Origin of the sequence: Streptomyces sp. NPDC020898 (assembly GCF_044333925.1) — a bacterium.
Classification (GTDB): domain Bacteria; phylum Actinomycetota; class Actinomycetes; order Streptomycetales; family Streptomycetaceae; genus Streptomyces.
In genome coordinates this window covers 288,350-310,642 of the sequence record NZ_JBIRRV010000001.1, presented here as the reverse complement: position 1 = coordinate 310,642, position 22,293 = coordinate 288,350, and the positions used below count along the sequence as shown (strand labels likewise).

Genomic DNA, 22,293 nt, shown 5'->3' with positions numbered 1-22,293 from the left:
CGCACATCACCTCAGGTCACCCGAGGGTGCCCGCAGCCGCCCCATCAACTCCCGTACGACAGCCGCCCCGTTGAGCGTCAGCACCGACTCCGGGTGGAACTGCACACCCGCGAACCCGGGCCCCCGCAGCGCATGCACCTCCCCGCTCGCGCTCCGGCTGACCTCCACCCCATGGGCCGCGAGCTCTCCGAACGCCTCCTCGTCACCGCGCGCCACGAAGCTGTTGTAGAAGCCGACGGTCTCCGGCCGCCCGAACAGTTCGATCTCCGTCTGCGCGCCCTGGAACGGCACTTCCTTCCGTACGATCTCCAGCCCCAACTCGGCCGCGATCAGCTCGTGCCCGAGACAGACACCGAGAACGCCGTGCCGGTGGTCGCGGAGAACCTCGGCGGTCAGCTCACGCAGGAACCGCATCTTCGGGTCGGTCAGGTCGCCCGGATCACCGGGGCCGGGCCCGAGAACCAACGGCCCCTCATGCCGTACGACGGCATCCCGCAACCCCGGTTCGTCGTAGCGCCGCACGGTCACATCGAGGCCCGAGGACCGCAGGACGTGCGCGAGCATCGCGGTGAAGGTGTCCTCGGCGTCGACGACCAGCGCGTGCCCGGCGAGTTCCTCCGTCCGTTCCTGCATCCGGAGCCAGAACGGCGCCAGCGAGGCCCGCCGCCCGTCCAGCGCCGCCCGCACCCGCGGATCGTCCGCGAGCTTCGGCCGTACGTCAGCCGACCGGGGCCGCCCCGGTACGACGCCCAGCGCCGCCAGCACCCCCGCCGCCTTCGCATGCGTCTCGGCGACCTCGCCCGCCGGGTCCGAGCCCCGGACGAGCGTGGCGCCCACCGGCACCCGCAGCCGTCCGTCCGGCGCGATGTCGGCGGTCCGGATGAGGATCGGCGAGTCGAGGGTCTGGGCCCCGCTCGCATCCCGCCCGACCAGCGCCAACGCCCCGGCGTAGTAGCCGCGCCCGCCGACCTCGTGCCGCTCGATGACCCGGCACGCGTTCTGTACGGGAGACCCGGTGACGGTCGCGGCGAACATGGTCTCCTTCAGCACCTCGCGCACATCCAGGGAGGACCGGCCCCGCAACTCGTACTCGGTGTGCGCGAGATGGGCCATCTCCTTCAGCCTGGGCCCGACCACGACCCCGCCCATGTCGCCGACGGTGCACATCATCTTGAGCTCCTCGTCGACGACCATCGACAGTTCCTCGATCTCCTTGCCGTCGGCGAGGAAGGAGAGCAGGTGCTCGGGGGTCGGCCCCTCGGCCGGATAGCGGTACGTCCCGCTGATCGGGTTCATGACCACGGTCCCGCCGGACATCCGTACGTGCACCTCAGGACTCGCCCCGACCAGCGTCCGCTCCCCGGTGTGCACGACGAACGTCCAGTACGCGCCCCGCTCCCCGACCAGCAGCCGCCGGAACAGGGCGAGGGCGTCGGCACGTCCGAACCCCGGGATCTCACCCTCGTACGTCCGCCGGATGACGAAGTTGGCCCCCTCGCCCCGCCCGATCTCCTCCCGCAGCACCCGCCCGACGATGTCGGCGTACTCCTCGTCCCCGACGTCGAAACCACCGCCCACCACCCGCACGTCATGCGACGGCAGCTGGGCCAGCGCCTGCTCCAGCGGGATCTCGTACGTCTCCTCGGGCGTGAGCACCGCGAGCGGGGTGCCGTCGTCGCGGACGTCGAAGCCGCGCTCGCGGATCTGGCGGAAGGGGATCAGGGCGAGGCCCTCGTCGGGGATGTCGGCGAGCCGGTCGTACGTGGTCACCGGGCCGAGCAGCAGTTCGACCATGTCGTGATCGTGGCCGGGAGTGCGGCGGCGGAGCAGGGCGAACGGGCGGGTGTCGTGCAGGAGCCGGTCGAGTCGCATGATTCCTCCAGTGATGGGGAGGAACGGCCCGGCGCGGAAGTCCGCGGAAACACCGAAGGCCGCCCCTCGGGCGGCCTTCGCGAAGTCTTGCGTACGCGCAGTCAGTGGGCCGCCGGGTGAGCGGTCCACCACCAGTTCTGGTTCTGGGTCGGGTGCGCGAACATGCGACGGACCATACACCACAGGACACGGGCGGCTCCTGAACCGGCACGCGGTCCGGTGGTTCCGTTCACCGGACCCGTACGAGCGAACCGCGTCTCACTTGATGAGCAGGCGGATGGACGCCCGACATGACCCCGTAATGTTGGCGCCGTGACCGTGAACGCTAAGACCAGCGCCAGCGCTGGCAACACCTGGCGAGACCTGCCCGCGGCGCAGCAGCCCGAGTACCCCGATGCCGAGGCTCTGCGCGATGTGATCGCGGAGCTCGAGTCGTATCCGCCGCTCGTCTTCGCGGGCGAGTGCGACCAGCTGCGCGCCCGGATGGCTGCCGTCGCCAAGGGAGACGCGTTCCTGCTCCAGGGCGGCGACTGCGCGGAGTCCTTCGACGCTGTCGGCGCCGAGCACATCCGGGCCAAGCTGAAGACCCTCCTCCAGATGGGCGCCGTACTCACGTACGCCGCGTCCGTGCCGGTCGTGAAGGTCGGCCGGATCGCCGGCCAGTACTCCAAGCCGCGCTCCAAGGGCACCGAGACCCGCGACGGCGTGACCCTGCCGACGTACCGAGGTGACTCGGTCAACGGCTTCGACTTCAACGAGAAGGCCCGGATCCCGGACCCCGAGCGACTGAAGCGGATGTACAACGCGTCCGCCTCCACGCTCAACCTGGTCCGCGCCTTCACCACCGGCGGTTACGCCGACCTGCGCCAGGTGCACGCCTGGAACCAGGACTTCGTGAAGTCGTCCCCGTCCGGACAGCGGTACGAGCAGCTGGCGCGCGAGATCGACAACGCGCTGAACTTCATGCGCGCCTGCGGGACGGACCCGGCCGAGTTCCAGACGGTCGAGTTCTACTCCTCGCACGAGGCGCTGCTGCTCGACTACGAGTCGGCGCTGACCCGCGTCGACTCCCGCACCGGACGGCTGTACGACGTCTCCGCGCACATGGTGTGGATCGGTGAGCGCACCCGGCAGCTGGACGGCGCGCACATCGAGTTCGCCTCCCAGATCCGCAATCCGATCGGCATCAAGCTCGGCCCGACGACGACGGCCGAGGAGGCGCTGCAGTACATCGAGCGCCTCGACCCGGACCGCGAGCCGGGCCGGCTGACCTTCATCGTCCGTATGGGCGCCGACAAGGTCCGCGACAAGCTGCCCGAGCTGGTCGAGAAGGTCACGGCGTCGGGTGCGACGGTCGCCTGGATCACCGACCCGATGCACGGCAACACGTACGAGGCGGCCTCCGGTCACAAGACCCGCCGCTTCGACGACGTGCTCGACGAGGTCAAGGGCTTCTTCGAGGTCCACAAGGAGCTGGGCACGCACCCCGGCGGTATCCATGTGGAGCTGACGGGCGACGACGTCACGGAGTGCGTGGGCGGCGGCGACGAGATCTTCGTCGACGACCTGCACCAGCGCTACGAGACGGCCTGCGACCCCCGTCTGAACCGCAGCCAGTCGCTCGACCTGGCGTTCCTCGTGGCGGAGATGTACCGGGACCAGTAGCAGATCACCAGCAGTTCCGCCTATTACAGGTGGGTGCAGTAGGGCGCGGATCACATACGATCCGCGCCCCACACCACTTTTATGGCATCTGTGAGCCGGGTAAGGTTAGGTTAGCCTCACCGACCCAGCGGACCTTGGTCTCGGTACGGCACGACCCTTGGATCCCGTCGGGAGGTGACCCGCGTGTACGTCTGCAACTGCTTCGGAGTGACCGAGTCGCAGGTGAAGAAGCACGCGGCCGACGGCGCCTGCACCCCCCGGCAGATCGCGTCGGCCTGCAAGGCGGGCACGGACTGCGGTTCGTGTGTGCGGCGTATCCAGGCACTGCTGGGCAGGGGCGCCTTCCCGACCCGTGGGCTCGTGGACGAGAGCCAGCCGGTCCTGGCCGAACAGCTGGACGAGGCCGCCTAGCTCTCCGGCTGCTCGATGAGCTGCGCGATGTAGAGCGCCTCGCCGAGCTTCTCCACCAGTTCCAGCTGGGTGTCCAGGTAGTCGATGTGGTGTTCCTCGTCCTTGAGGATGGCCTCGAAGATGTTCGCGGACGTGATGTCGCCCTTGGCGCGCATCACCTCGATACCGCGCTTGAGGCGGTCGATGGCCTCGACCTCGACCTGCCGGTCCGCCTGGAACATCTCCGTGAGGGTCTGTCCCACCCGCACATGGAAGAGCCGCTGGTAGTTCGGGAGACCGTCCAGGAACAGGATCCGGTCGGTGAGCACCTCCGCGTGCTTCATCTCGTCGATCGACTCGTGCATCGTGTACTTCGCGAGCTTCGTCCAACCGAAGTTCTCCTGCATCTTCGCGTGCAGGAAGTACTGGTTGATCGCCGTGAGTTCGCCGGTCAGCTGCTCGTTGAGGAATTCGATGACCTCGGGGTCGCCCTGCATCGCAGAGGCTCCTTCCAAGCGGGGGGTCTGGGGAGGTTGCCGCCGAATGATTGCACCGCCATCGAAGATCGTCCAGTAAGTGCGTACTTAGTAAGTAAGGGCATGCTTAGTTCAATTTGCCCGTCTTGCGAGGATCTGGGCAGGCCTGGTCATGCGCACGGTCGCCGGTCTGTCAGGATGGAGTCATGGGTCAGCCGGTGGAACGTGGATCGGGAGAGCGTGATTCAGGGGGTGCGGCGCAGCCCGAACTGCCACCGGGACAGCGACTGCAGCGCGGCTGGCCGGTCACCCATTACGGACCCGTACCCAAGTTCCGTCCCGAGCGCTGGGAGTTCAGGGTCTTCGGCGCCACCGCCGACGGCGAGAAGCGCTGCTGGAACCACGCGGAGTTCACGGCCCTGCCGTACACCTCCGTCGTGGCCGACCTGCACTGCGTCACGAAGTTCAGCATGCTCGGTGCCGAGTGGGGCGGAATTCCGGCGCGCACGATCCTCGCGGCCGCGCCGCCGGCGCCCGAGGTGACCCACGTGATGGTCTGGGCGGAATACGGCTTCAGTTCGAATCTCCGGCTGGCCGATTTCGCGTCCGACGGGACGATCTTCGCCACCCACAAGGACGGTGAACTCCTCACCGCGGAACACGGCTTCCCGCTCCGGCTGGTGGTGCCCCACCTGTACGCCTGGAAGGGCCCCAAGTGGGTGCGTGGCATCGAGTACATGACCGCCGACCGCCGCGGCTTCTGGGAGGAGCGCGGCTATCACAACGTCGGCGACCCGTGGCGCGAGCAGCGCTACTCGTACCAGGAGGAGCCCGGGGACGGCCCCGAGCTCTGACTCCTGCATCTCAGTGGTGGTACTGGTGCACCACCGCGTGGCCCTTGCCCCGGCCGATCATCCACTTGTTGACCGGCGTGGTGATCACGAAGGCCGCGGCGAGCGCGATGGCCAGCACCCACCAGAAGCTCGCGTCCGCGAGTTCGGCGTCCATCGCTCCTGGCCAGAAGAGGATCACACCGTTGTCGATCAGCTCCATCACGGCGATGGAGAGGGTGTCCGCGGCGAGTGCGACCCGGATCGCGGCCTTCAGGCCGACGCCCGCCTTCAGGACGCCGCGCAGTGTGAGCGCGTACCCGAAGAAGAAGGCCAGCGTGATCGCCAGGATCAGCGTCGGTACGTCGCCCCAGCCGAGCGCGGTGCCGATCACCATGCCGAGCACCTCCCCGATGGCACATCCGGTGAGGCAGTGGAGGGTGGCCTGGACGGCGATGGCCCAGGTGGCGCCCGGTGTGTGCTGGTGTGCTTGCTGATGTGCGTGTGTCTCGTGGTCCATGGGTACCCCCGGTGTCACGGTTTCCTGCACTCGTGAGCAATATACCCCCCAGGGGTATTCCCGCCACCTGTGACCCCTACCCGTCCCGGAGTTTTTTCAGCCGTTCCACGTCCGCGGCGTGCCCCTCCTTGCCGCCGGGTGTCTCGATGATCAGCGGTACGCCCTCGGTCGCGGGATGTGTCATCAGCGCGCGGAAAGGGTCCTCGCCGATGTGACCCGCGCCGATGTTCGCGTGCCGGTCCTTGTGTGCGCCGACCACGTCCTTGGAGTCGTTGGCATGGATCAGTTTCAGCCGTCCCTCGCCGACCGTGTCCACGAGCAAGTCGAGGGTCTGGTGCATACCGCTGGGCCCGGTCAGATCGTGCCCGGCGGCGAAGATGTGGCAGGTGTCGAGACAGACGCCGAGCTTCGGATGGGCGTCGAGCGCCTCGAAGTACGGCCCGAAGTCCCAGGTGCGCGAGCAGAGCGAGGAACCCTGCCCGGCGGTCGACTCCAGGAGCAGAAACGGGTCGTCGTCGTGCGTGAGCTCGTCGAGCAGCGGCAGCAGATGCTCCCGTACCTGCCCGAGGGCCACGGACCGCTCCCGCCCGCCGGTCGCGCTCCCGGTGTGCACCACCACGCCCAGCGCGCCGATCTCGCGCCCGCGCCGCAGCGAGTGCCGCAGCGACTCGACCGACCGCTCGACCGTCGCCTCGGTGTGCGAGCCGAAGTTGATCAGGTACGGGGCATGGACGTACGCCGGGATCGACGCGTCGGCGCAGGCCGCGCGGAACTCCTCGTCCTGGCGGGGATTACCGACGGGCGTCGCCCAGCCGCGCGGGTTGGCGACGAAGACCTGCACGGTCTCGGCCAGGAGATCGCGGGCGTAGGACAGGCCGACGGAGTGGAGACCGCCGGCCACGGGAACATGGCCGCCGACGGGGTTGCGGAGCTGCTTGCTGGTCACCCTTTCAGGGTGTCACGCGGCGGCCCGGCCCCCGTCGGCGGATGCCGATGGCTGCTGACGTCTGTTGGTGCCTGCTGACGTCTGGCGGGGTCAGCGGATCGTGATGGTGATGGTCGACCCCTTGGCGGCCGTCGCGCCGCCGTCCACGGACTGGCTCTTCACGGTGTCCCCGAAGAGCCCGAGCAACCCACGGTCCTCGTCGACCTTGAACCCGGCCGCCTCCAGAGCCGCCTTCGCGTCGGCGACGCTGTCGCCCACCACATCCGGGACCTCGATCATCTCCGGGCCCTGGGAGACCGTCAGCGTGACCGTGTCGCCCTGCTCGGCCTGGCTGCCGCTCGCCGGTGACTGGACGGCGACCAGCCCCTGCTCGAACTCGGCCGAGGTGACGGTCTTGGTGGCGACCTCGACCTTCAGCCCTGCCTCCTCCAGCTCGGCCTGGGCGTCGGCGACGCTCGCGCCGGTGACGTCGGCGACCTCCACCGGGCTGCCCTTGCTGACGACGAGGGCGACCGCGGAACCCGCGCGCCGCTCGGTGCCGGCGTCCGGTTCCGTGCTGATCACGGCACCGCGGGCCACCTCCTCGCTGAACTCCCGGGTGACCATCCCCGGCTCCAGCCCGTTCCGCTTCAGCAGCGCCCTGGCCTTGTCGAGGCGGTAACCGCTCAACTGGGGCACCGGTACGGTCTCCGGACCCCTGGAGATGGTGAGCGTCACGGAGTCGTTGTCCCGAATGCGCTCACCGACCTTCGGGTCGGTGCTGATGACCGTGCCGCGCTCCACCGTGTCGCTGTAGGCCTTCTTGACGGTGCCGACGTCGAGCCCGGCCTTCTCCAGCCGGGCCGTGGCCTGTGCCTCGGTCTGCGACAGCACCGCCGGGACCTGCGTGAACTGCCCGGAGTTGATGTACCAGACACCGGCGCCCACACCGAGGACGAGCAGCACCGCGACGAGAACGGCGAGCGGCGCACGCCGGTTCCGGTTCCGCGGGGCGCGCCGGGAGGGCGCGAGGGGTTCAGCGGCGGCGACCGTCCCCAGCCGACTGGTCCGGTTGACCTGGTTGATCTGGTCGAACCGCCGCTCGCCGACCGGGGGTTCGTCCTCGTTGACGGGCAGGGGCCGCGGCACGGACAGCGCGCGCGGGATGACACTCGTCAGGTCCTCGGCGTTGTCGTGCCCCGAGGTGACGGCCTGCGGCGGTACGGCGTCCAACTGCTCGGCGTCGAGCGAGCCGCGCGTCTCCAGCACCTGCGAGAGCAGCGCCACGGCGTCGTACGGGCGGATGTCGGCGTTGCGCGCGGTGGCCGAGGCGACCAGCGCGTCCAGCTCGAAGGCGAGCCCCGGTACGAGGGCCGAGGGCGGCGGCACATCCTCGTGCAGGTGCTTGTAGAGCACCAGCGCGGGGGAGTCGCCGTAGTGCGGCTGGTCGCCGGTCAGCATCTCGTAGAGGACGATTCCGCACGCGTACACGTCGACCCGGGGGTCGGCGGTGCCGCTCTCGATCTGCTCGGGCGCGAGGTAGGAGACGGTGCCGAGGACGGCCCCGGTGGTGCTGGTGACCGTGTTCACGGCCCGCACGAGTCCGAAGTCGGCGACCTTGACCCGCCCGTCGTCCCCTATCAACACGTTCTCGGGCTTCATGTCGCGGTGCACGAACCCGGCCCGGTGCGCGGCACCGAGCGCGGCGAGCACCGGCTCCAGGATGTCCAGCGCGGCCCTCGGCTGCAGCGCGCCGCGCTCGCGCAGCACGTCACGCAGGGTGCACCCGGCGATGTACTCCATGGCGAGATAGACGTACGACCCGTCGGCGCCCTGGTCGAAGACCTGCACGACGTTGGGGTGCGCGAGCCGGGCCACGGACTTGGCTTCCCGGATGAACCGCTCGACGAAGGCCACGTCGGCCGCGAGCGACGGATGCATCACCTTGAGGGCGAGCACACGGTCGAGGCGGGTGTCCACGGCCCGGTAGACCGTGGCCATCCCGCCGACCGCGATCCGCGCGTCCACGCGATAGCGGCCGTCGAGCACCTGCCCGACGAGAGGGTCCTGAAGGGTCGTATCCACGCAGGTGAGTGTACGAGCCGCCGCTGACAAGGCCGCGGTTTCGGCCAGGAAAGCAGCGGTACTGAAGCCGACCTGTGACGCACGTCGCACGAGCGGGAAGCCGGCAGCCGCCGATGGCGGGGAAGCCCCACAGGAGAGCTTCACCTGTAAACGGACTGGTAACGGGTGGTGCGTGGGTGGGAGACAGAGGGCAGGGAGACGCAGGGTGCCTAGAAAGCAGGACGTTCGGGATCCAGCCGAGCGAGCCCGGCAACAGGGGACGACGCCTCAGCGAAGTGACGCCGGGGAATCCGACCCGCCCGGTAGGCCAACCGCCCCGCCTCCACCCCGCGCCGCATCCCCTCCGCCATCAACACAGGCTCCTGTGCCCGGGTGACAGCCGACGCCAGCATCACCCCCGCACACCCCAACTCCATGGCCAACGTCACATCCGACGCCGTCCCCGCCCCCGCGTCCAGAATCACCGGCACACGCGCGTGCTCCACGATCAGCTGGAAGTTGTGCGGGTTGCGGATCCCCAGCCCCGACCCGATCGGAGACCCGAGCGGCATGATCGCGGCGCACCCCACGTCCTCCAGCTTGCGAGCCAGCACAGGGTCGTCATTGGTGTACGGCAACACCGTGAACCCGTCCTCCACCAGCACCTCCGCCGCGTCCAGCAACTCGATCGGATCGGGCAGCAGCGTCCGCTCGTCGGCGATGACCTCCAGCTTCACCACGTCCGTACCGAGCGCCTCCCGGGCCAGCCGGGCCGTCAGCACGGCCTCCCCGGCGGTGAAACACCCGGCGGTGTTGGGCAGCACCCGGATGCCGAGCCGCTCCAGCACCGACAGCACGGACCCGTGCACCGAAGGATCGACGCGCCGCATCGCGACGGTCGTCAACTCCGTGCCGGAGGCCACCAGCGCCCGCTCCAGTACGTCGAGGCTGGGCGCACCCCCCGTACCCATGATCAACCGGGACGTGAAGGACGTACCGCCGAGGACAAAGGGATCGTCGGCCATGGTTCAGCCTCCTTGGACGGCGGTGAGGACCTCGACGCGGTCTCCCTCGGAGAGGCGGGTCGACGACCACTGCGCGCGCGGGACGACGGTTTCGTTGAGTGCGGCGGCCACACCGGAGGGCGCCGCGGTGAGGGACCGCACGAGCAGACCGAGAGCCGTACCCGGGACGATCTCCCGCGGCCGGCCGTTGACCAGGATGTTCACGTGACCGTTCATGCGAGCTGCTCCGTGAGTACGGCGTCGGTGCGGTCGTTCGCGCCGAACCGCCGGGGGGTGAAGGCCCGGGCCTCGTCCGGCAGTTCACCGGTGACCAGGGCATGCGCCAGGACGTCGCCGGTGACCGGCGTCAGCAGCACACCGTTGCGGTAGTGCCCGGTCGCCAGCAGCAGCCCCGGCAGTTCCGTGGGGCCGAGCAGCGGAGCGTTGTCGGGGGACCCGGGGCGCAGTCCGGCCCGCGTCTCCGTCAACGGCAACTCGGTGATCCCCGGGACGAGTTCGTGGGCGTCGCGCAGCAACTCGTACACGCCCCCCGCCGTGACCGTCGTGTCCCAGCCCAGCTCCTCGCTGGTCGCCCCGACGACCAGCTCACCGTTCTCGCGCGGCACCAGATAGACCTGGCTGCCGCGCACCACGGCCCGCACCGTCCGGCTCAGGAACGGCGCGTACCGCTTCGGCACGGTGAGCCGCAGCACCTGCCCCTTCACGGGCCGTACGGGCGGCAGTACGGCCTCAGGGACCCCTGCGAGCCGCCCGCTGAGGCTGCCGCCGGCCAGCACGATCGAACCGGCCGCCAGTTCGTCACCGTCCGAGACCGTGACCGACACGGCCCGCCCCCGCCGTACGTTGAGCCGCTCCGCCCAGGCCGGGCGCAGCACCACCCCGGCCCGTTCGCAGGCGGTGAGCAGCGCCCCGGCCAGCCGCCGCGGATCGATCTGGTGGTCGCCGTCCACCCGCAGCCCCCCGCGCACGCCCGGCGCGAGCATCGGCTCCAGGCGCCGGCATTCGCGCCCCGAGAGCCACTCCGATGTCAGGCCCGACCGGTGCTGCAGGGCGTGCAGTTCGCGCAGCAGGGCGCGGTCGTCGGCGTCGAGCGCGACGGCGAGCGTGCCGCAGCGGCGGTAGCCGAGGTCGTGACCGGTCAGCTCGGTGAGTTCGGCGACGAAGTCCGGATAGCGGCGGGCCGACTCCAGGTTCAGCCCCAGCAGGGTCTGCTCACCGTGGTGCAGCTCTGTGACGGCGGCCAGCATTCCGGCCGCCACCTGTGCGGCCCCGCCGCCCGGCGCGGGATCCACGACGGTCGTGGTGAACCCGCGCTGTGCGGCCCGCCAGGCCGTCACGAGCCCGATGACTCCGCCCCCGACGACCAGGACGTCTGAGGTGTGCGTACACGACATGGGCGTCCAGCCCCTCCCTTCGCCGGCATGACCCGGATCAGGTTCGTACGGTCGGAGGCCGCCAGCCTCCCTCTCAGCCCGGTGCGCCGGACTCCCGCGAGTGCTTACGCTGGTCAGCCTAGCTCGCAGAGCAACGCCCATGTAAGGGAGCCTTCGCCCGTGCCCCGTTCGCTCGACGGTCTCGTCCTCGCCCCGGTCGCGGACCAGGCCCCAGGCCAGGTGGGCACCCGCACCCGGTTCACGTACCACGAGAAGGACGGCGAGATCTGGGCCGAGTACACGGGCGGGGACGTCGTACGCGGGCATCTCGTCGGTACGCGGGAAGGTGACCGTCTCGATTTCCGGTACGTGCAGCTGAAGCACGACGGGACGACGTCCTCGGGCCACTGCGTGTCGCAGGTGCTCGAACTGCCGGACGGGCGGGTGCGGTTGGCGGAGACCTGGGAGTGGGAGTCGCAGCCGGGCAGCGGGACGAGCGTGGTGGAACAAGTGGGTGTGCAGTAGGTCACCGACCGCGCCCACTGACTGACAATTTGTCAGTTGTCTATGGTGATCGGGTGAGCGAGCAGACGCGGGAGACGCGGGACCGAGACGTGTCGCAGCCGCGGCGGGCAGTCGTCGTGGGTGCGGGCATGGCCGGGGTACAGACCGCGGTGGCCCTGCGGGAGCAGGGCTTCTCCGGCAGCGTGACGCTGATCGGAGCCGAACCCCATCAGCCGTACGACCGGCCGCCGCTGTCCAAGGCCGTCCTGCTCGGCACGGCGGAGGGCTCCGCCTTCGACATCGACTTCGAGGCCCTCGACATCGAACTGCTGCTCGGGCGTGAGGTGTTGGGTGTCCGCCCCGGCGAGCACGAGCTGGACACCGCGGACGGGCCCGTCCCGTACGACGCCCTGGTCCTCGCGACCGGCGCCGAACCGATCCGGCTGCCGGGCACCGAAGGCGTACCCGGTGTGCATCTGCTGCGCACCCTCGACGACGCCGAACGGCTGCGGCCCGTACTCGCGCGCCAGCACGACATCGTGGTCGTCGGGGCCGGCTGGATCGGCGCGGAGTTCGCCACGGCCGCGCGCGAGGCCGGCTGCGCGGTCACCGTGGTCGAGGCCGCCGACCGGCCGCTCGTGGGCGCCCTGCCCGCCGAGGTGGCCGCGCCGATGGCCGCCTGGTACGCCGACAGCGGCGCCTCGCTGCGCACCCGCGCGCGCGTGATGCGCGTCGAGCCCGGCGCGGTGGTGCTCGACGACGGCTCGCGGCTGCCCGCGGGCGCCGTCGTCGTCGGCATCGGGGCCCGCCCCGCCACGTCCTGGCTGACGAACTCGGGGATCGCCCTGGGTACCCACCGGGAGATCGTCGCCGACGACCACCTGCGCACCTCCGCGGCGGACGTGTACGCGGTCGGCGACTGTGCCTCCTTCCCTTCGGGAAGGTACGGCCGGCGCCTTCTGGTCCACCACTGGGACAACGCGCTCCAGGGGCCCCGTACGGTCGCCGCGAACATCATCGGAGAGGCCCCGGCGGCCTACGACCCGGTCCCGTACTTCTGGTCGGAGCAGTTCGGCCGCTTCGTCCAGTACGTCGGCGACCACGGGTCCGCCGACGCCACCCTGTGGCGCGGCGATCCGTCCGGCCCCGCCTGGACGGTCTGCTGGCTGCGGGAGGGCCGTCTGGTCGCCCTGCTGGCCGTGGGCAGGCCCCGGGACCTGGCCCAGGGCCGCCGTCTGATCGAGGCGGGCACCCTGATGGACCCCGCGATCCTGGCGGATCCGTCCCGGCCCCTGAAGGCGGCCACGGCCTAGCGCGACCGGGGTCGGGCGGCACGGCGACGGCGCAGGTGGCAGGGGCCCGGCTTCCGACTGTCAGTGCGGGATGGCAGGCTTGTGCCGTGACCCAGATTGACGCAAAGATCGACGCTCTCGTACCTGCCTGGCTGACCCTCCCCGACATCGCGGAAATGCTCGATATCGAGGTGACCCGCGTTCGGCAGCTGGTCAGGGAGGGCCAGGTGATCGCCGTACGCCGTGGTGAGAACCGCGCACTGCACGTCCCCGCCGCTTTCATCGACGCGGCCGAGCAGAAGGTCGTCAAGGGCCTCACCGGCACCCTGACGCTCCTGAGGGACGACGGTTTCTCCGACGAGGAGATGCTCGAGTGGCTCTTCACTCCCGACCCGAGCCTGCCCGGCACGCCCGCGCAGGCCCTCAGTGAGAATCGCGGCACGGAGGTGAAGCGCCGCGCCCAGGCGCTCGCCGTCTGAATCTGAACAGCCGCTCGGTGTGCGGACCACGCGGTCCGCGCGCCGCCACACAGGGGCGCGCCCGGGGAGAACACCCCGGGGCGCGCCCAGGGGGACACACGTATGCCCGAGACGACCGACATCGTGCTGCCCGGGGCGACCGCCGAGGCGGGCAGCGCCCGTGCCCGGCTCGCCGACGCCCGGGTCTATCTCTGCACGGACGCCCGCAGGCGCCAGGGCGACCTTGCCGAGTTCCTGGACGCCGTCCTGGCCGGCGGGGTCGACATCGTGCAACTGCGGGACAAAGGCATGGAGGCCGCCGAGGAACTGGACCACCTCCAGGTCTTCGCCGACGCCTGTGCCCGGCACGGCAGGCTCCTCGCGGTCAACGACCGCGCGGACGTCGCCCACGCGGCCGGTGCCGACGTACTGCACCTCGGTCAGGGCGACCTCCCCGTCCCGGCGGCCCGCGCGATCCTGGGCCCGGACGTGCTCGTCGGCCGTTCCACGCATGCCGGGCCTGAGGCCGCGGCGGCGGCCGTCCAGGAGGGGGCCGACTACTTCTGCACGGGCCCCTGCTGGCCGACCCCCACCAAGCCCGGCCGCCACGCGCCGGGTCTCGACCTGGTCCGGTACACGGCAGGGCTCGCCACCGAGCGCCCCTGGTTCGCCATCGGCGGCATCGACCTGGACAACCTGGACGAGGTGCTGACGGCGGGCGCCCGCCGGGTCGTCGTCGTACGGGCGATCACGGAGGCGGACGACCCGGGCGCGGCGGCGACGGAGTTCGCCAGGCGGCTACGGTCCATGTAGGTGTCCGAGGGATGGACAACAAGTCGACAATCCGGGCAAATTTCCACCATCCGGTTGGGGGACCGCCGCCCCCTGACTAACCTGCGGGTATGGCCCTCGGAACCGCGTCCACCAGGACTGACCGTGCACGCACTGTGCGTGACATGCTCGCGTCCGGCAAGACCACGTACTCCTTCGAGTTCTCGGCCCCGAAGACCCCCAAGGGTGAGCGGAACCTGTGGAACGCGCTCAGAAGGGTCGAGGCGGTCGCGCCGGACTTCGTCTCCGTGACGTACGGCGCCGGCGGTTCGACGCGCGCGGGCACGGTCAAGGAGACCCAGCAGATCGTCTCCGACACCACGCTCACCCCGGTCGCCCACCTCACCGCGGTCAACCACTCCATCGCCGAACTGCGCAACATCATCGGCCAGTACGCCGACGCGGGCATCCGCAACATCCTGGCCGTGCGCGGCGACCCGCCCGGCGATCCGATGGGCGACTGGGTACCGCACCCGAGCGGCCTGACGTACGCCGCCGAACTCGTCCGTCTCATCAAGGAGTCGGGCGACTTCTGCGTAGGCGTCGCGGCCTTCCCCGAGACGCACCCGCGCTCGCCCGACGAGGACACGGACGTCGCGCACTTCGTCGACAAGTGCCGCGCCGGCGCCGACTACGCGATCACGCAGATGTTCTTCCACCCGGAGTCGTATCTGCGGCTGCGTGACGCGGTCGTGGCGGCGGGCTGTCCGACCCCGGTCATCCCCGAGGTGATGCCCGTGACCAGCGTGCGGATGCTGGAACGGTTGCCGCAGCTCAGCAACGCGGCCATCCCCTCCGCTCTGAAAGAGCGGATCCTCACAGCCAAAGACGACGCGGCGGCTGTACGCTCCATTGGCATCGAGTTCGCCACGGAGTTCTGCGCGCGACTGCTGGCCGAGGGAATCCCCGGACTGCACTTCATTACGCTGAACAACTCCACGGCATCGCTGGAAATCTACGAGAACCTGGGTCTGCACCACCCACAGCGGGCCTAGACCGGCCGCACGGGCGTACGACACACTGCGTAGCGGCCACTGGGAGAGGGGCGTACATGGGCTGGACGGTCCTCTACATCGCGTTCGGCGTCGTCGCGCTGTGGCTGCTCGGCGAGGTGCTGTTGCAGTACAAGGCGCGGCTGCGCTGGCGGCTGCTCGCCTTCGTCGGCTTCCTCGGCGTGGTCCTCGGCGTGCTCATCCCGAATGTGGTGGTCATCGCCCTGGGCGCCGCCGCCTTCGCGGTCGGCCAGACCTACGTCACGCTGTCGTTCCGCAGCGGCTTCTCGGCGGGCTGGGCGGTCGCGGGCGGCTCGGGCTTCCTCGCGGGCCTGGGCAAGAACAAGCGCCGCGGCGAGGCGGAGCACAAGGACCCGAGCCTGGAGGTCTCCGATCTGGAGGCGGCCGAGGGCGCGTTCGGACCGGGCGGCGGCCCCGACGCGGGCTTCGGCAACAGCCCCGCCGACGGCATCGGGAACGACGTCTACGGCAACGCCGCCGGAACGTACCGGCAAGGCGACGACTTCGACCGCGACTACGACCGCGACGACGTCTTCACCCCCGCCCGCTCCGTCCAGTCCCCGTCGGCCGAGAGCACGGCGGTCTACGAACCGCAGCCCCTCCCCGACGACACCGGCTCGTACGGCATATACAGCGATGCCGCGTACGCGGCGGCGGCCGGCCAGGACCCGTCCTACGCGGCCGCGGGCCAGGACCAGTCGTACGCGGCGGCTGCCCAGAGCACCGACCAGAACTACGGGTACGACGGCTACACCGGCTACGACCAGCAGCAGTACGGCTACGACGCCTCCGGCCAGCAGCAGTACGCCGCCTACTCCGACCCGTACATCGGGCAGGGCTACGGCAACACCTCGTACGACGCCGGCTACGACCAGCAGCAGTACGGGCAGCAGGGCTACAGCCAGGACCAGTACGGCGGCAACGGCGGCTATGCCGAGACCCCGGCGAACGGTGTCTGGGTCCCACAGCAGCGCAACACCGACGACCCGCTGTTCGGCGGCGAACTCCCGCCGGAGCAGCCGTATCCCTACCAGGACAACGGCAACGGCGGTCAGGACAACGGCAACGGGCAGGCGCACGGGAACGGGTACGACGACCAGCAGTACCGCTTCTAGTACCGCGTCCACCGCTTCACCCCCGTACACCCTGTCCGGGGCCGGGAGTCAGGGGTTCACTGCGAGCCCCGGAAGCCCGGCCCCTCCACGATCAGCCCGGCGACCAGCGCGCCCGACATGCCCGCGTGCGGGAGCCCGCCCCCGGGATGCGACCAGCCGCCCACGCGGTACAGCCCCGGCAGCCGGGTGCTGTTGGCGGGATGCAGCCAGTAGCCGTCCTGGCCCGCGAGCGAGGGCGCCGGTACGCCACCGCAGAAGGCGCCCGTCGCGTCCTCGACATGGCCGGGCGTCCGTGTCTCCCGCCACAGGACCCGCTCGCGCAGCCCGGGGACCGCTGCCCCGGCGGCGGCCACCATCAGTTCCGCGAGCCGCCCCGCCGAGCCGTCCGCCGCCCAGTTGCCCTTGGGCGGAGCCACCGCCGTCAGGACCACCGACTCGTGCTCCTCGTCGGGCCGCAGCGCGGGATCGTCCGGCCGCAGCACGGTCACCGTGGGCCGCACCGGGCCGCTTCCCTCGCCGCTCACCCAGTCCAACTCGGCCTCGCGGTCCGGCGCGTGCACGACCGTGCGGTGCGCGGCACCCGCCTCACGGGCGCCGCGCAGGGCCAGCAGTACCGTGAACCGGCCCGGCGACGGCGTCGAGACGTCGGGCCATACGTCACCGTCCGCGTCGAGAGCGTGCTCCGTCAGCCCCTTCAGCCGTCCGGGAGCCACGCCCGCAACGACATGGTCCGCCTCCGCGACGGTCCCCGCGGCCAGCTCCACCCCCGCCGCCCGGCCGTCCTTCTCGACGATGCGCGTGACCTCGGCGCCGAAGACGAACTCGACCTTCCGGGCCACGCACCGCTCGTACACCGCTCGCGCCAACTCCCGGATGCCGCCCCGGACATACCAGGTGCCGAAGGCGTGCTCCATGTACGGCAGCACGGCCGCGCTCGCCGGAACGTCCCGGGGGTCGAGGCCGTACGCCAGGACGTGGCTCTCCAGGAGGGCGGCCAGCCGCGGGTCGCGCAGCTCCCAGGCGGCGACCTCGGCGAGGGTGCCGGCCCGGCGGGTGCGCAGCAGGCGCTTGTGGGGGACCGCCGGGTAGGGCTCGCGCTCGGCCAGCACCTGCCAGTCGGTCCACAGGGGTTCCTCCAGGAGCGGCCTGCGGGTGCGGTCCCAGGCCTCGCGGGCCCTGACGAGGAAGTCACCCCAGCGGTCACCCGCTCCGGCCCCCAGAGCCGCCTCCAGGGCCTGGACGACGCCCGCGCGGGACGCGTTCGGCAGGGAGACCGCCGTGCCGTCCGGGAAGACGTGCCGCGAGGACGGGTCGACCTGGACCAGCTCGACGCACTCCTCCAGGGGCTGCTTGCCGGTCTTGACGAACAGGTCGCGATAGACCGCGGGCAGCGGGAGCAGCCCGGGGCCCGTGTCGAACGAGAAGCCGTCGCGCTCGAAGCGGCGCACCGCTCCGCCGTACGTCTCCCCACGCTCGTACACCGCCACCCGGTGGCCCGCGACGGCCAGCCGGGCAGCGGCCGCCATCGCGCCCATGCCGGCGCCGATCACCGCAATCCGTGCCATGCCAGGGACTTTATCGGCCCTCACTGACATGCTGGCCACGGGCCTGTGGCCAGGGAGTTTGCGCCACTTTGGGTGGACCGGCTCAGCCCGGCGGCCACCCGGCCCGGGCCGCGAGCCGTTTCTCCTCGCGACGCTGGGCCCGGCGCCGCAGGAACCGTCTGATCCGGGAGACCAGGAAGTACAGCAGGACCAGCCCGGCGAGCAGCAGCGCACCCGCGATGACCGCCGCCGCCTCCGGGTGGAACATCGCGAACGTCACGATGCCGCCGACCCCGAGATCCTCGGCGAAGCTCACGATCACGTTGCTGAACGGCTCCGGCGAGGTGTTGACCGCCATCCGCGTCCCGGCCTTGACCGCGTGGCTGGCCAGCGCCGTTGAACCGCCGATCGCGCCCGCCGCCAGATCGGACAGCGAACCGCTCTGGCCGGCCAGCAGCGCCCCGACCACGGCCCCGGAGACCGGCCGGATCACGGTGTGCACCGCGTCCCACACCGAGTCCACGTACAGGATCTTGTCGGCGACCGCCTCGCACAGGAACAGCACGCCCGCCGTGACGAGGACCTCGGGTCGCTGAAGCGACTCGGGAACCTCGTCCGTCAGCCCGGTCGCGCCGAAGACGCCGAGGAGCAGCACCACCGCGTACGCGTTGATGCCGCTGGCCCAGCCGCTCGTGCTGTGTCTTCTGGGGGAACAACCCCCAGACCCCCGGCCAAAGGGAGTACGGACACGGACGCGATCGTCACCAGTCGGCAACGGTACGTCCTGGGTGTGAGTGCGCAGTGCTGAGTACACGTACCTAGGGGGAGAGATGAGTACGCGCACGGATGGGCTGCGACCTGCGGGAACGAGAGAGTGGAGACACGGAAAGGGGCACGGCTTCGGTACCGCCGACACGGGGCGGCGGAACGGGTGCCGGTGCCCTGGACCGCTCCTTCCGCCGATCCGTCGGCGGGAGCGAGACACCGGGGGACCCGGGGGAACGACCGCACGGGGGACCAACGGGGGAAAACGGGGGAACGGGGAAAACGGGGGAGCAGAAGGGAAGCGCCGGTTCGAGGTGGCCCGCGGGGGACGCGGCCACATCGAACCGGCGCTTTCTGTCTGTCCTGAGGCGCTCGCTCAGCGGTTGCCGCCCACCCGTCCCTGAAGCAGCCGGGACAGTGCCGAGTGGACGTCGTCCAGGGAGCGTTCCGGCTGGAAGGACTGCCAGTCCAGGGCGGCCACCAGGACCATGCCGACCAGGGCCGCAGCCGTCAGCGGGACGTCGATCTCGTCGCTGAGCTCGCCGTTCGCCACGCCCTCGCGCAGGACGTCCTCGACGACCGCCACCGCCTGCTGTCTGACGACCAGCAGGGTGGGCTGCCAGGCCCGGTTGGTGCGCCACAGCTCCGCCACGTACAGCTGGGTGAAGGCCGGATAGCGGCTGATGAAGAGGAGCCCGGCCCGGATCATCGCGTCCAGGGCGCCGACCTTGGTGCCGCCGTCCCGGGTGGTCCGCTCCGCCGCCTCCCGCAGGGAGGCGGCGAGGAGTTCCACGCCATGCCGCAGCAGCTCCTCGAAGAGGACCGACTTGCTGGCGAAGTTGTAGTAGACCGTGCCCTTCGCGACCCCGGCCCGCTCGGCGATCTCGTCCACCGTGGTGGCGGAGAAGCCCTGTTCCGCGATGAGCGTGACGGCTGCCTCGTAGAGCTTCTGCCGGGTGGCCTCGCGGCGCGTGCTGCCGCCCGACGGGGTGCTGCTGCGTTCCATGGTCCTGATTCTCACAGGAACACCGGGCACTCACTGACGAGACGTCACACCCGAACCTTCGATCGAACCAAAAGACCAGGTCAGAACGGATTGTCAGTGGCATACCGCACGATGGGCACATACGGCACCTCCCGTCGGGGCGTGCCGTCACACAGACGACAGGAGGTTCGTCATGGCCAGCTCGAACGCAGCCGCCGCCCGTCGGCGCCGCGCCCCCGGCCCTGCCCCCTCACCGACCGGCCCCGCGGGCGACGTGCACCCCGTGCTCCGCCGGGCCACGGCCCCGCCCGCCGCCCTCGACCTGCTCGCCCAGGCCTGCGCCGGACTCGACGAGGCGGCCGCCCTGGAAACCGCGAACGAGCGGTACGCCACCGCCCACCTCGCCGCCCTGCGCACAGCCGCCGCCGTCCTCGCCGCCCGGGGCCGTCCCGAACCCACCTCCAGGCGCCGGGCGCGCATCCGCAGCGCCTGGGAGGTGCTCCCCGAGATAGCGCCCGAACTCGCCGAGTGGAGCGTGCTGTTCGCCTCCGGCGCCCGTCGCCGTGCCCGCGCCGAGGCGGGCATCCAGGGCGCGGCCAGCAACCGTGACGCCGACGACCTGATACGCGACGTGGCGATGTTCCTGCGCCTCGTCGAGCGGATGCTGGTCCTCCAGCCGGTGCTGCCCCAGCCGCGCCGGGACCCGGAAACGCCCCCGGTGCCGGGCCGGGCACCGGATGGGGAGCGGGACGTCCCGGACGCGGGCTGAGACGGATGACCGGGTATGTCACCGGAGGCAATAAGGTGGGGAAGCCGCAGCCTTTCCGCAGCCCACCGGGGCCGGGAAGGCATCCCGTTCGCTCCGCCGTGCAACAGGCGGTGCCCGCCGAGGAGTCAACAGCCGTGTCGGACCCGATGCGCCCGCCCGCCTCCCGCCGTCACCCTCACACGACGTCGCTGCGCGCCGACCCCTCCCGCCCCCGTGCCTCTCTCCGTACCGCCGTGGTCTGGGAGGTCCTTCAGGACGCCCTGGAGCGCCGGGTCAAGGCCACGGGGCGAGAGTCGCTGGACGTCCTCGACACCGGCGGCGGCAGCGGCAACTTCGCGGTGCCCGTCGCCCGGCTGGGCCACCGCGTCACCGTCGTCGACCCGAGCCCCAACGCGCTGTTCGCGCTGGAGCGCCGGGCCGCCGAGGCCGGCGTCGCCGACCGTGTCCAGGGCGTCCAGGGCGACGCCCACGGTCTCTTCGACGTGGTCGAGCGCGGCGGCTACGACGCGGTGCTCTGCCACGGCGTCCTGGAGTACGTGGACGACCCCGCCGAGGGTGTCCGCAACGTGGTGGCCGCGCTGCGCTCCGAGGGCGTCCTCAGCCTGCTCGCCGCCGGACTGGGCGGCGCCGTGCTCGCGCGGGCCCTCGCCGGGCACTTCAAGGAGGCCAAGCGGGCGCTCGATGACCCGAACGGCCGCTGGGGCGAGGGTGACCCTGTGCCGCACCGTTTCACCGCCGAACAGCTCACCGCGCTGGTCGAGGGCGCGGGGCTGCGGGTGGGGGCCGTGCACGGCGTGCGGATCTTCGCCGACCTGGTGCCGGGCGTCCTCGTGGACACCGAGCCCGGCGCGATGGACGCGCTGCTCAAGCTGGAGGCAGCGGCGGCCGAACAGGCCGCGTTCCACTCCGTGGCCACGCAGCTTCATGTGCTCGGCGAGACGCCGGGTGCCGCCGAGGTCTGAGCCGCCTCCAGTGGCGGAGCGCTGATCAGGGGCTCGGCCGCAGATGGAGTACGCCACAGGCCCCCCGTCCGGGCGTGCGGAGCCGTATGATCGAGGGAGACCGCCCGGCATGACGGACCGGTTGCTGGGGAATGAACGCCTCAGTGAACCGGACGGCCATGGCGGATTCCGGTTGCCAATTGGCGTAGAGGGGCGGGTTTCACGGGGGCGATTCCCTGCCTATCCTGAAGGGGACCCCCGGTCGCCCCGGCGACTGCACGAATGAGGAGGACTCCGTGCCGCTCTCGGAGCACGAGCAGCGAATGCTCGAGCAGATGGAGCGAGCGCTGTACGCCGAAGATCCCAAGTTCGCGACAGCGCTTGAAGGAAGCGGGCTGCGCACGTACACCCGGCGACGGGTCTACCAGGCGGTCGCGGGCTTCCTCGTAGGTATCGCGCTCCTCATGGCCGGAATGGTCGCACAGCAGATTTGGGTCAGCGTGGTGGGGTTCCTCGTCATGCTGGGCTGTGCGGTGCTGGCTGTGACCGGCTGGCGCAAGGCTCCCAAGCCGGGTGAACAGCCCGCCGCGGGTGCCGCCCCGGGAGCTCCGCCCGCCGGCCGACAAGGCAGGCAGCGGCGCTCAGTGATGGACCGCATCGAGGAGCGCTGGCAGCGCCGCCGCGACGAACAGCAGGGCGGCCAGTAGCCCGTCGGGCAACTGTTCCCTGCTGGTGACCGCGAGACGTGAACGAGGGGCGTCCACCCCACAGGTGGCCGCCCCCTGACGTATGCCCGGGCTTCGACCTGTACCGGCCCTGGAAATGGTGGTGGGGCGCCCCCCCCCGCGGGGGGGGGGGGCCCCCCCCACCCCCCCCCGGGGGCGGCCCCCCCCCCCCCCAAACCACCGGGGGGGGGGGGCAAGACACACACAAAAA

24 protein-coding genes and 1 riboswitch are annotated in these 22,293 nt (G+C 71.0%); of the genes, 12 read left to right on the top strand and 12 right to left on the bottom strand.

Going from position 1 to position 22,293, the window contains the following annotated elements:
- Nucleotides 1-6: 6 nt before the first annotated feature.
- Together ACH4TV_RS01405 and ACH4TV_RS01400 are read right to left on the bottom strand one after the other, a co-directional pair.
- The gene (locus ACH4TV_RS01405; protein ID WP_398393032.1) at nucleotides 7-1,872 is read right to left on the bottom strand and encodes an anthranilate synthase family protein; all 1,866 of its coding nucleotides are present in this window, start codon (nucleotides 1,870-1,872) and stop codon (nucleotides 7-9) included.
- A gap of 101 nt (nucleotides 1,873-1,973) precedes the next feature.
- Nucleotides 1,974-2,036 carry a trp operon leader peptide gene (locus ACH4TV_RS01400; RefSeq protein ID WP_152776879.1) on the bottom strand — a complete coding sequence of 21 codons (63 nt, stop codon included), beginning with the start codon at nucleotides 2,034-2,036 and terminating at the stop codon, nucleotides 1,974-1,976.
- A gap of 148 nt (nucleotides 2,037-2,184) precedes the next feature.
- Here ACH4TV_RS01400 and ACH4TV_RS01395 point away from each other — a divergent pair, with 148 nt between their 5' ends.
- Together ACH4TV_RS01395 and ACH4TV_RS01390 are read left to right on the top strand one after the other, a co-directional pair.
- On the top strand, nucleotides 2,185-3,537 hold the full coding sequence (locus ACH4TV_RS01395) for a class II 3-deoxy-7-phosphoheptulonate synthase (protein ID WP_398393030.1): 1,353 nt from the start codon (nucleotides 2,185-2,187) through the stop codon (nucleotides 3,535-3,537).
- 174 nt (nucleotides 3,538-3,711) lie between these two features.
- Nucleotides 3,712-3,948, top strand: coding sequence for a bacterioferritin-associated ferredoxin (locus ACH4TV_RS01390; protein WP_398393028.1), 237 nt, complete (start codon nucleotides 3,712-3,714; stop codon nucleotides 3,946-3,948).
- On the opposite strand, the gene bfr is transcribed toward ACH4TV_RS01390, so the two are convergent.
- Nucleotides 3,945-4,424, bottom strand: a complete 480-nt coding sequence (gene bfr / locus ACH4TV_RS01385) for a bacterioferritin (RefSeq protein WP_398393026.1) — start codon at nucleotides 4,422-4,424, stop codon at nucleotides 3,945-3,947. The genes ACH4TV_RS01390 and bfr overlap by 4 nt on opposite strands.
- A 185-nt stretch (nucleotides 4,425-4,609) precedes the next feature.
- Between bfr and ACH4TV_RS01380 the strand changes: the two genes are divergently transcribed.
- Nucleotides 4,610-5,257 carry a sulfite oxidase-like oxidoreductase gene (locus ACH4TV_RS01380; RefSeq protein ID WP_398393024.1) on the top strand — a complete coding sequence of 216 codons (648 nt, stop codon included), beginning with the start codon at nucleotides 4,610-4,612 and terminating at the stop codon, nucleotides 5,255-5,257.
- 10 nt (nucleotides 5,258-5,267) lie between these two features.
- Here ACH4TV_RS01380 and ACH4TV_RS01375 read toward each other — a convergent pair whose 3' ends face one another.
- From ACH4TV_RS01375 to thiO, 6 genes are all read right to left on the bottom strand, one after another.
- Nucleotides 5,268-5,753, bottom strand: a complete 486-nt coding sequence (locus ACH4TV_RS01375; protein WP_398393022.1) for a DUF4396 domain-containing protein — start codon at nucleotides 5,751-5,753, stop codon at nucleotides 5,268-5,270.
- A 76-nt stretch (nucleotides 5,754-5,829) separates the two neighbouring features.
- The gene (locus ACH4TV_RS01370; RefSeq protein ID WP_398393020.1) at nucleotides 5,830-6,699 is read right to left on the bottom strand and encodes a deoxyribonuclease IV; all 870 of its coding nucleotides are present in this window, start codon (nucleotides 6,697-6,699) and stop codon (nucleotides 5,830-5,832) included.
- Nucleotides 6,700-6,789: 90 nt separating this feature from the next.
- Nucleotides 6,790-8,763 (bottom strand): Stk1 family PASTA domain-containing Ser/Thr kinase, encoded by a 1,974-nt coding sequence (gene pknB, locus ACH4TV_RS01365; protein ID WP_398393018.1) that lies wholly within the window; start codon nucleotides 8,761-8,763, stop codon nucleotides 6,790-6,792.
- 209 nt (nucleotides 8,764-8,972) lie between these two features.
- Nucleotides 8,973-9,767, bottom strand: coding sequence for a thiazole synthase (locus ACH4TV_RS01360; protein WP_398393017.1), 795 nt, complete (start codon nucleotides 9,765-9,767; stop codon nucleotides 8,973-8,975).
- A gap of 3 nt (nucleotides 9,768-9,770) precedes the next feature.
- The gene (gene thiS, locus ACH4TV_RS01355) at nucleotides 9,771-9,971 is read right to left on the bottom strand and encodes a sulfur carrier protein ThiS (RefSeq protein WP_398395293.1); all 201 of its coding nucleotides are present in this window, start codon (nucleotides 9,969-9,971) and stop codon (nucleotides 9,771-9,773) included.
- Between the two features lie 8 nt (nucleotides 9,972-9,979).
- Entirely contained in the window at nucleotides 9,980-11,161 is a 1,182-nt protein-coding gene (thiO, locus tag ACH4TV_RS01350) for a glycine oxidase ThiO (protein ID WP_398393015.1), read from the bottom strand.
- Nucleotides 11,159-11,269: riboswitch (TPP riboswitch) on the bottom strand. Its footprint overlaps the gene before it by 3 nt.
- Before the next feature lie 51 nt (nucleotides 11,270-11,320).
- On the opposite strand from thiO, the gene ACH4TV_RS01345 reads away from it, so the two are divergent.
- The 6 genes from ACH4TV_RS01345 (at nucleotide 11,321) to ACH4TV_RS01320 (ending at nucleotide 16,353) form a co-directional block, all read left to right on the top strand.
- On the top strand, nucleotides 11,321-11,665 hold the full coding sequence (locus ACH4TV_RS01345) for a hypothetical protein (RefSeq protein ID WP_398393013.1): 345 nt from the start codon (nucleotides 11,321-11,323) through the stop codon (nucleotides 11,663-11,665).
- Nucleotides 11,666-11,718: 53 nt separating this feature from the next.
- Complete coding sequence (locus ACH4TV_RS01340) at nucleotides 11,719-12,957, top strand: NAD(P)/FAD-dependent oxidoreductase (RefSeq protein ID WP_398393011.1); 1,239 nt, start codon at nucleotides 11,719-11,721, stop codon at nucleotides 12,955-12,957.
- An 86-nt stretch (nucleotides 12,958-13,043) separates the two neighbouring features.
- The gene (locus ACH4TV_RS01335) at nucleotides 13,044-13,415 is read left to right on the top strand and encodes an Rv2175c family DNA-binding protein (RefSeq protein WP_398393009.1); all 372 of its coding nucleotides are present in this window, start codon (nucleotides 13,044-13,046) and stop codon (nucleotides 13,413-13,415) included.
- Nucleotides 13,416-13,517: 102 nt separating this feature from the next.
- Nucleotides 13,518-14,207 (top strand): thiamine phosphate synthase, encoded by a 690-nt coding sequence (thiE, locus tag ACH4TV_RS01330; RefSeq protein WP_398393007.1) that lies wholly within the window; start codon nucleotides 13,518-13,520, stop codon nucleotides 14,205-14,207.
- Nucleotides 14,208-14,296: 89 nt separating this feature from the next.
- Nucleotides 14,297-15,220, top strand: a complete 924-nt coding sequence (metF, locus tag ACH4TV_RS01325; RefSeq protein WP_398393005.1) for a methylenetetrahydrofolate reductase [NAD(P)H] — start codon at nucleotides 14,297-14,299, stop codon at nucleotides 15,218-15,220.
- 56 nt (nucleotides 15,221-15,276) lie between these two features.
- The gene (locus ACH4TV_RS01320; RefSeq protein WP_398393003.1) at nucleotides 15,277-16,353 is read left to right on the top strand and encodes a hypothetical protein; all 1,077 of its coding nucleotides are present in this window, start codon (nucleotides 15,277-15,279) and stop codon (nucleotides 16,351-16,353) included.
- Between the two features lie 56 nt (nucleotides 16,354-16,409).
- On the opposite strand, the gene ACH4TV_RS01315 is transcribed toward ACH4TV_RS01320, so the two are convergent.
- The 3 genes from ACH4TV_RS01315 to ACH4TV_RS01305 all read right to left on the bottom strand — a co-directional run bounded on the left by ACH4TV_RS01315 (nucleotide 16,410) and on the right by ACH4TV_RS01305 (nucleotide 19,668).
- Nucleotides 16,410-17,918 (bottom strand): phytoene desaturase family protein, encoded by a 1,509-nt coding sequence (locus tag ACH4TV_RS01315; RefSeq protein WP_398393001.1) that lies wholly within the window; start codon nucleotides 17,916-17,918, stop codon nucleotides 16,410-16,412.
- Nucleotides 17,919-18,000: 82 nt separating this feature from the next.
- Nucleotides 18,001-18,555, bottom strand: coding sequence for a DUF4126 domain-containing protein (locus tag ACH4TV_RS01310; protein WP_398392999.1), 555 nt, complete (start codon nucleotides 18,553-18,555; stop codon nucleotides 18,001-18,003).
- Between the two features lie 483 nt (nucleotides 18,556-19,038).
- The gene (locus ACH4TV_RS01305; protein WP_398392997.1) at nucleotides 19,039-19,668 is read right to left on the bottom strand and encodes a TetR/AcrR family transcriptional regulator; all 630 of its coding nucleotides are present in this window, start codon (nucleotides 19,666-19,668) and stop codon (nucleotides 19,039-19,041) included.
- Nucleotides 19,669-19,840: 172 nt separating this feature from the next.
- Between ACH4TV_RS01305 and ACH4TV_RS01300 the strand changes: the two genes are divergently transcribed.
- The 3 genes from ACH4TV_RS01300 (at nucleotide 19,841) to ACH4TV_RS01290 (ending at nucleotide 22,064) form a co-directional block, all read left to right on the top strand.
- The gene (locus ACH4TV_RS01300) at nucleotides 19,841-20,416 is read left to right on the top strand and encodes an SAV_6107 family HEPN domain-containing protein (RefSeq protein WP_398392995.1); all 576 of its coding nucleotides are present in this window, start codon (nucleotides 19,841-19,843) and stop codon (nucleotides 20,414-20,416) included.
- A 134-nt stretch (nucleotides 20,417-20,550) separates the two neighbouring features.
- The gene (locus ACH4TV_RS01295) at nucleotides 20,551-21,378 is read left to right on the top strand and encodes a methyltransferase (RefSeq protein ID WP_398392993.1); all 828 of its coding nucleotides are present in this window, start codon (nucleotides 20,551-20,553) and stop codon (nucleotides 21,376-21,378) included.
- A gap of 275 nt (nucleotides 21,379-21,653) precedes the next feature.
- Complete coding sequence (locus ACH4TV_RS01290; RefSeq protein ID WP_398392991.1) at nucleotides 21,654-22,064, top strand: DUF3040 domain-containing protein; 411 nt, start codon at nucleotides 21,654-21,656, stop codon at nucleotides 22,062-22,064.
- The last annotated feature ends 229 nt before the right edge of the window (nucleotides 22,065-22,293 follow it).

Excerpts from the sequence above, each read along its gene's own strand:
- ACH4TV_RS01305 (WP_398392997.1), bottom strand. The coding sequence starts at position 19,668 with ATGGAACGCAGCAGCACCCCGTCGGGCGGCAGCACGCGCCGCGAGGCC.
- metF (WP_398393005.1), top strand. The coding sequence starts at position 14,297 with ATGGCCCTCGGAACCGCGTCCACCAGGACTGACCGTGCACGCACTGTG.
- ACH4TV_RS01380 (WP_398393024.1), top strand. The coding sequence starts at position 4,610 with ATGGGTCAGCCGGTGGAACGTGGATCGGGAGAGCGTGATTCAGGGGGT.
- thiO (WP_398393015.1), bottom strand. The coding sequence starts at position 11,161 with ATGTCGTGTACGCACACCTCAGACGTCCTGGTCGTCGGGGGCGGAGTC.
- ACH4TV_RS01320 (WP_398393003.1), top strand. The coding sequence starts at position 15,277 with ATGGGCTGGACGGTCCTCTACATCGCGTTCGGCGTCGTCGCGCTGTGG.
- thiE (WP_398393007.1), top strand. The coding sequence starts at position 13,518 with ATGCCCGAGACGACCGACATCGTGCTGCCCGGGGCGACCGCCGAGGCG.
- ACH4TV_RS01405 (WP_398393032.1), bottom strand. The coding sequence starts at position 1,872 with ATGCGACTCGACCGGCTCCTGCACGACACCCGCCCGTTCGCCCTGCTC.
- bfr (WP_398393026.1), bottom strand. The coding sequence starts at position 4,424 with ATGCAGGGCGACCCCGAGGTCATCGAATTCCTCAACGAGCAGCTGACC.
- ACH4TV_RS01315 (WP_398393001.1), bottom strand. The coding sequence starts at position 17,918 with ATGGCACGGATTGCGGTGATCGGCGCCGGCATGGGCGCGATGGCGGCC.
- ACH4TV_RS01360 (WP_398393017.1), bottom strand. The coding sequence starts at position 9,767 with ATGGCCGACGATCCCTTTGTCCTCGGCGGTACGTCCTTCACGTCCCGG.
- ACH4TV_RS01375 (WP_398393022.1), bottom strand. The coding sequence starts at position 5,753 with ATGGACCACGAGACACACGCACATCAGCAAGCACACCAGCACACACCG.
- ACH4TV_RS01300 (WP_398392995.1), top strand. The coding sequence starts at position 19,841 with ATGGCCAGCTCGAACGCAGCCGCCGCCCGTCGGCGCCGCGCCCCCGGC.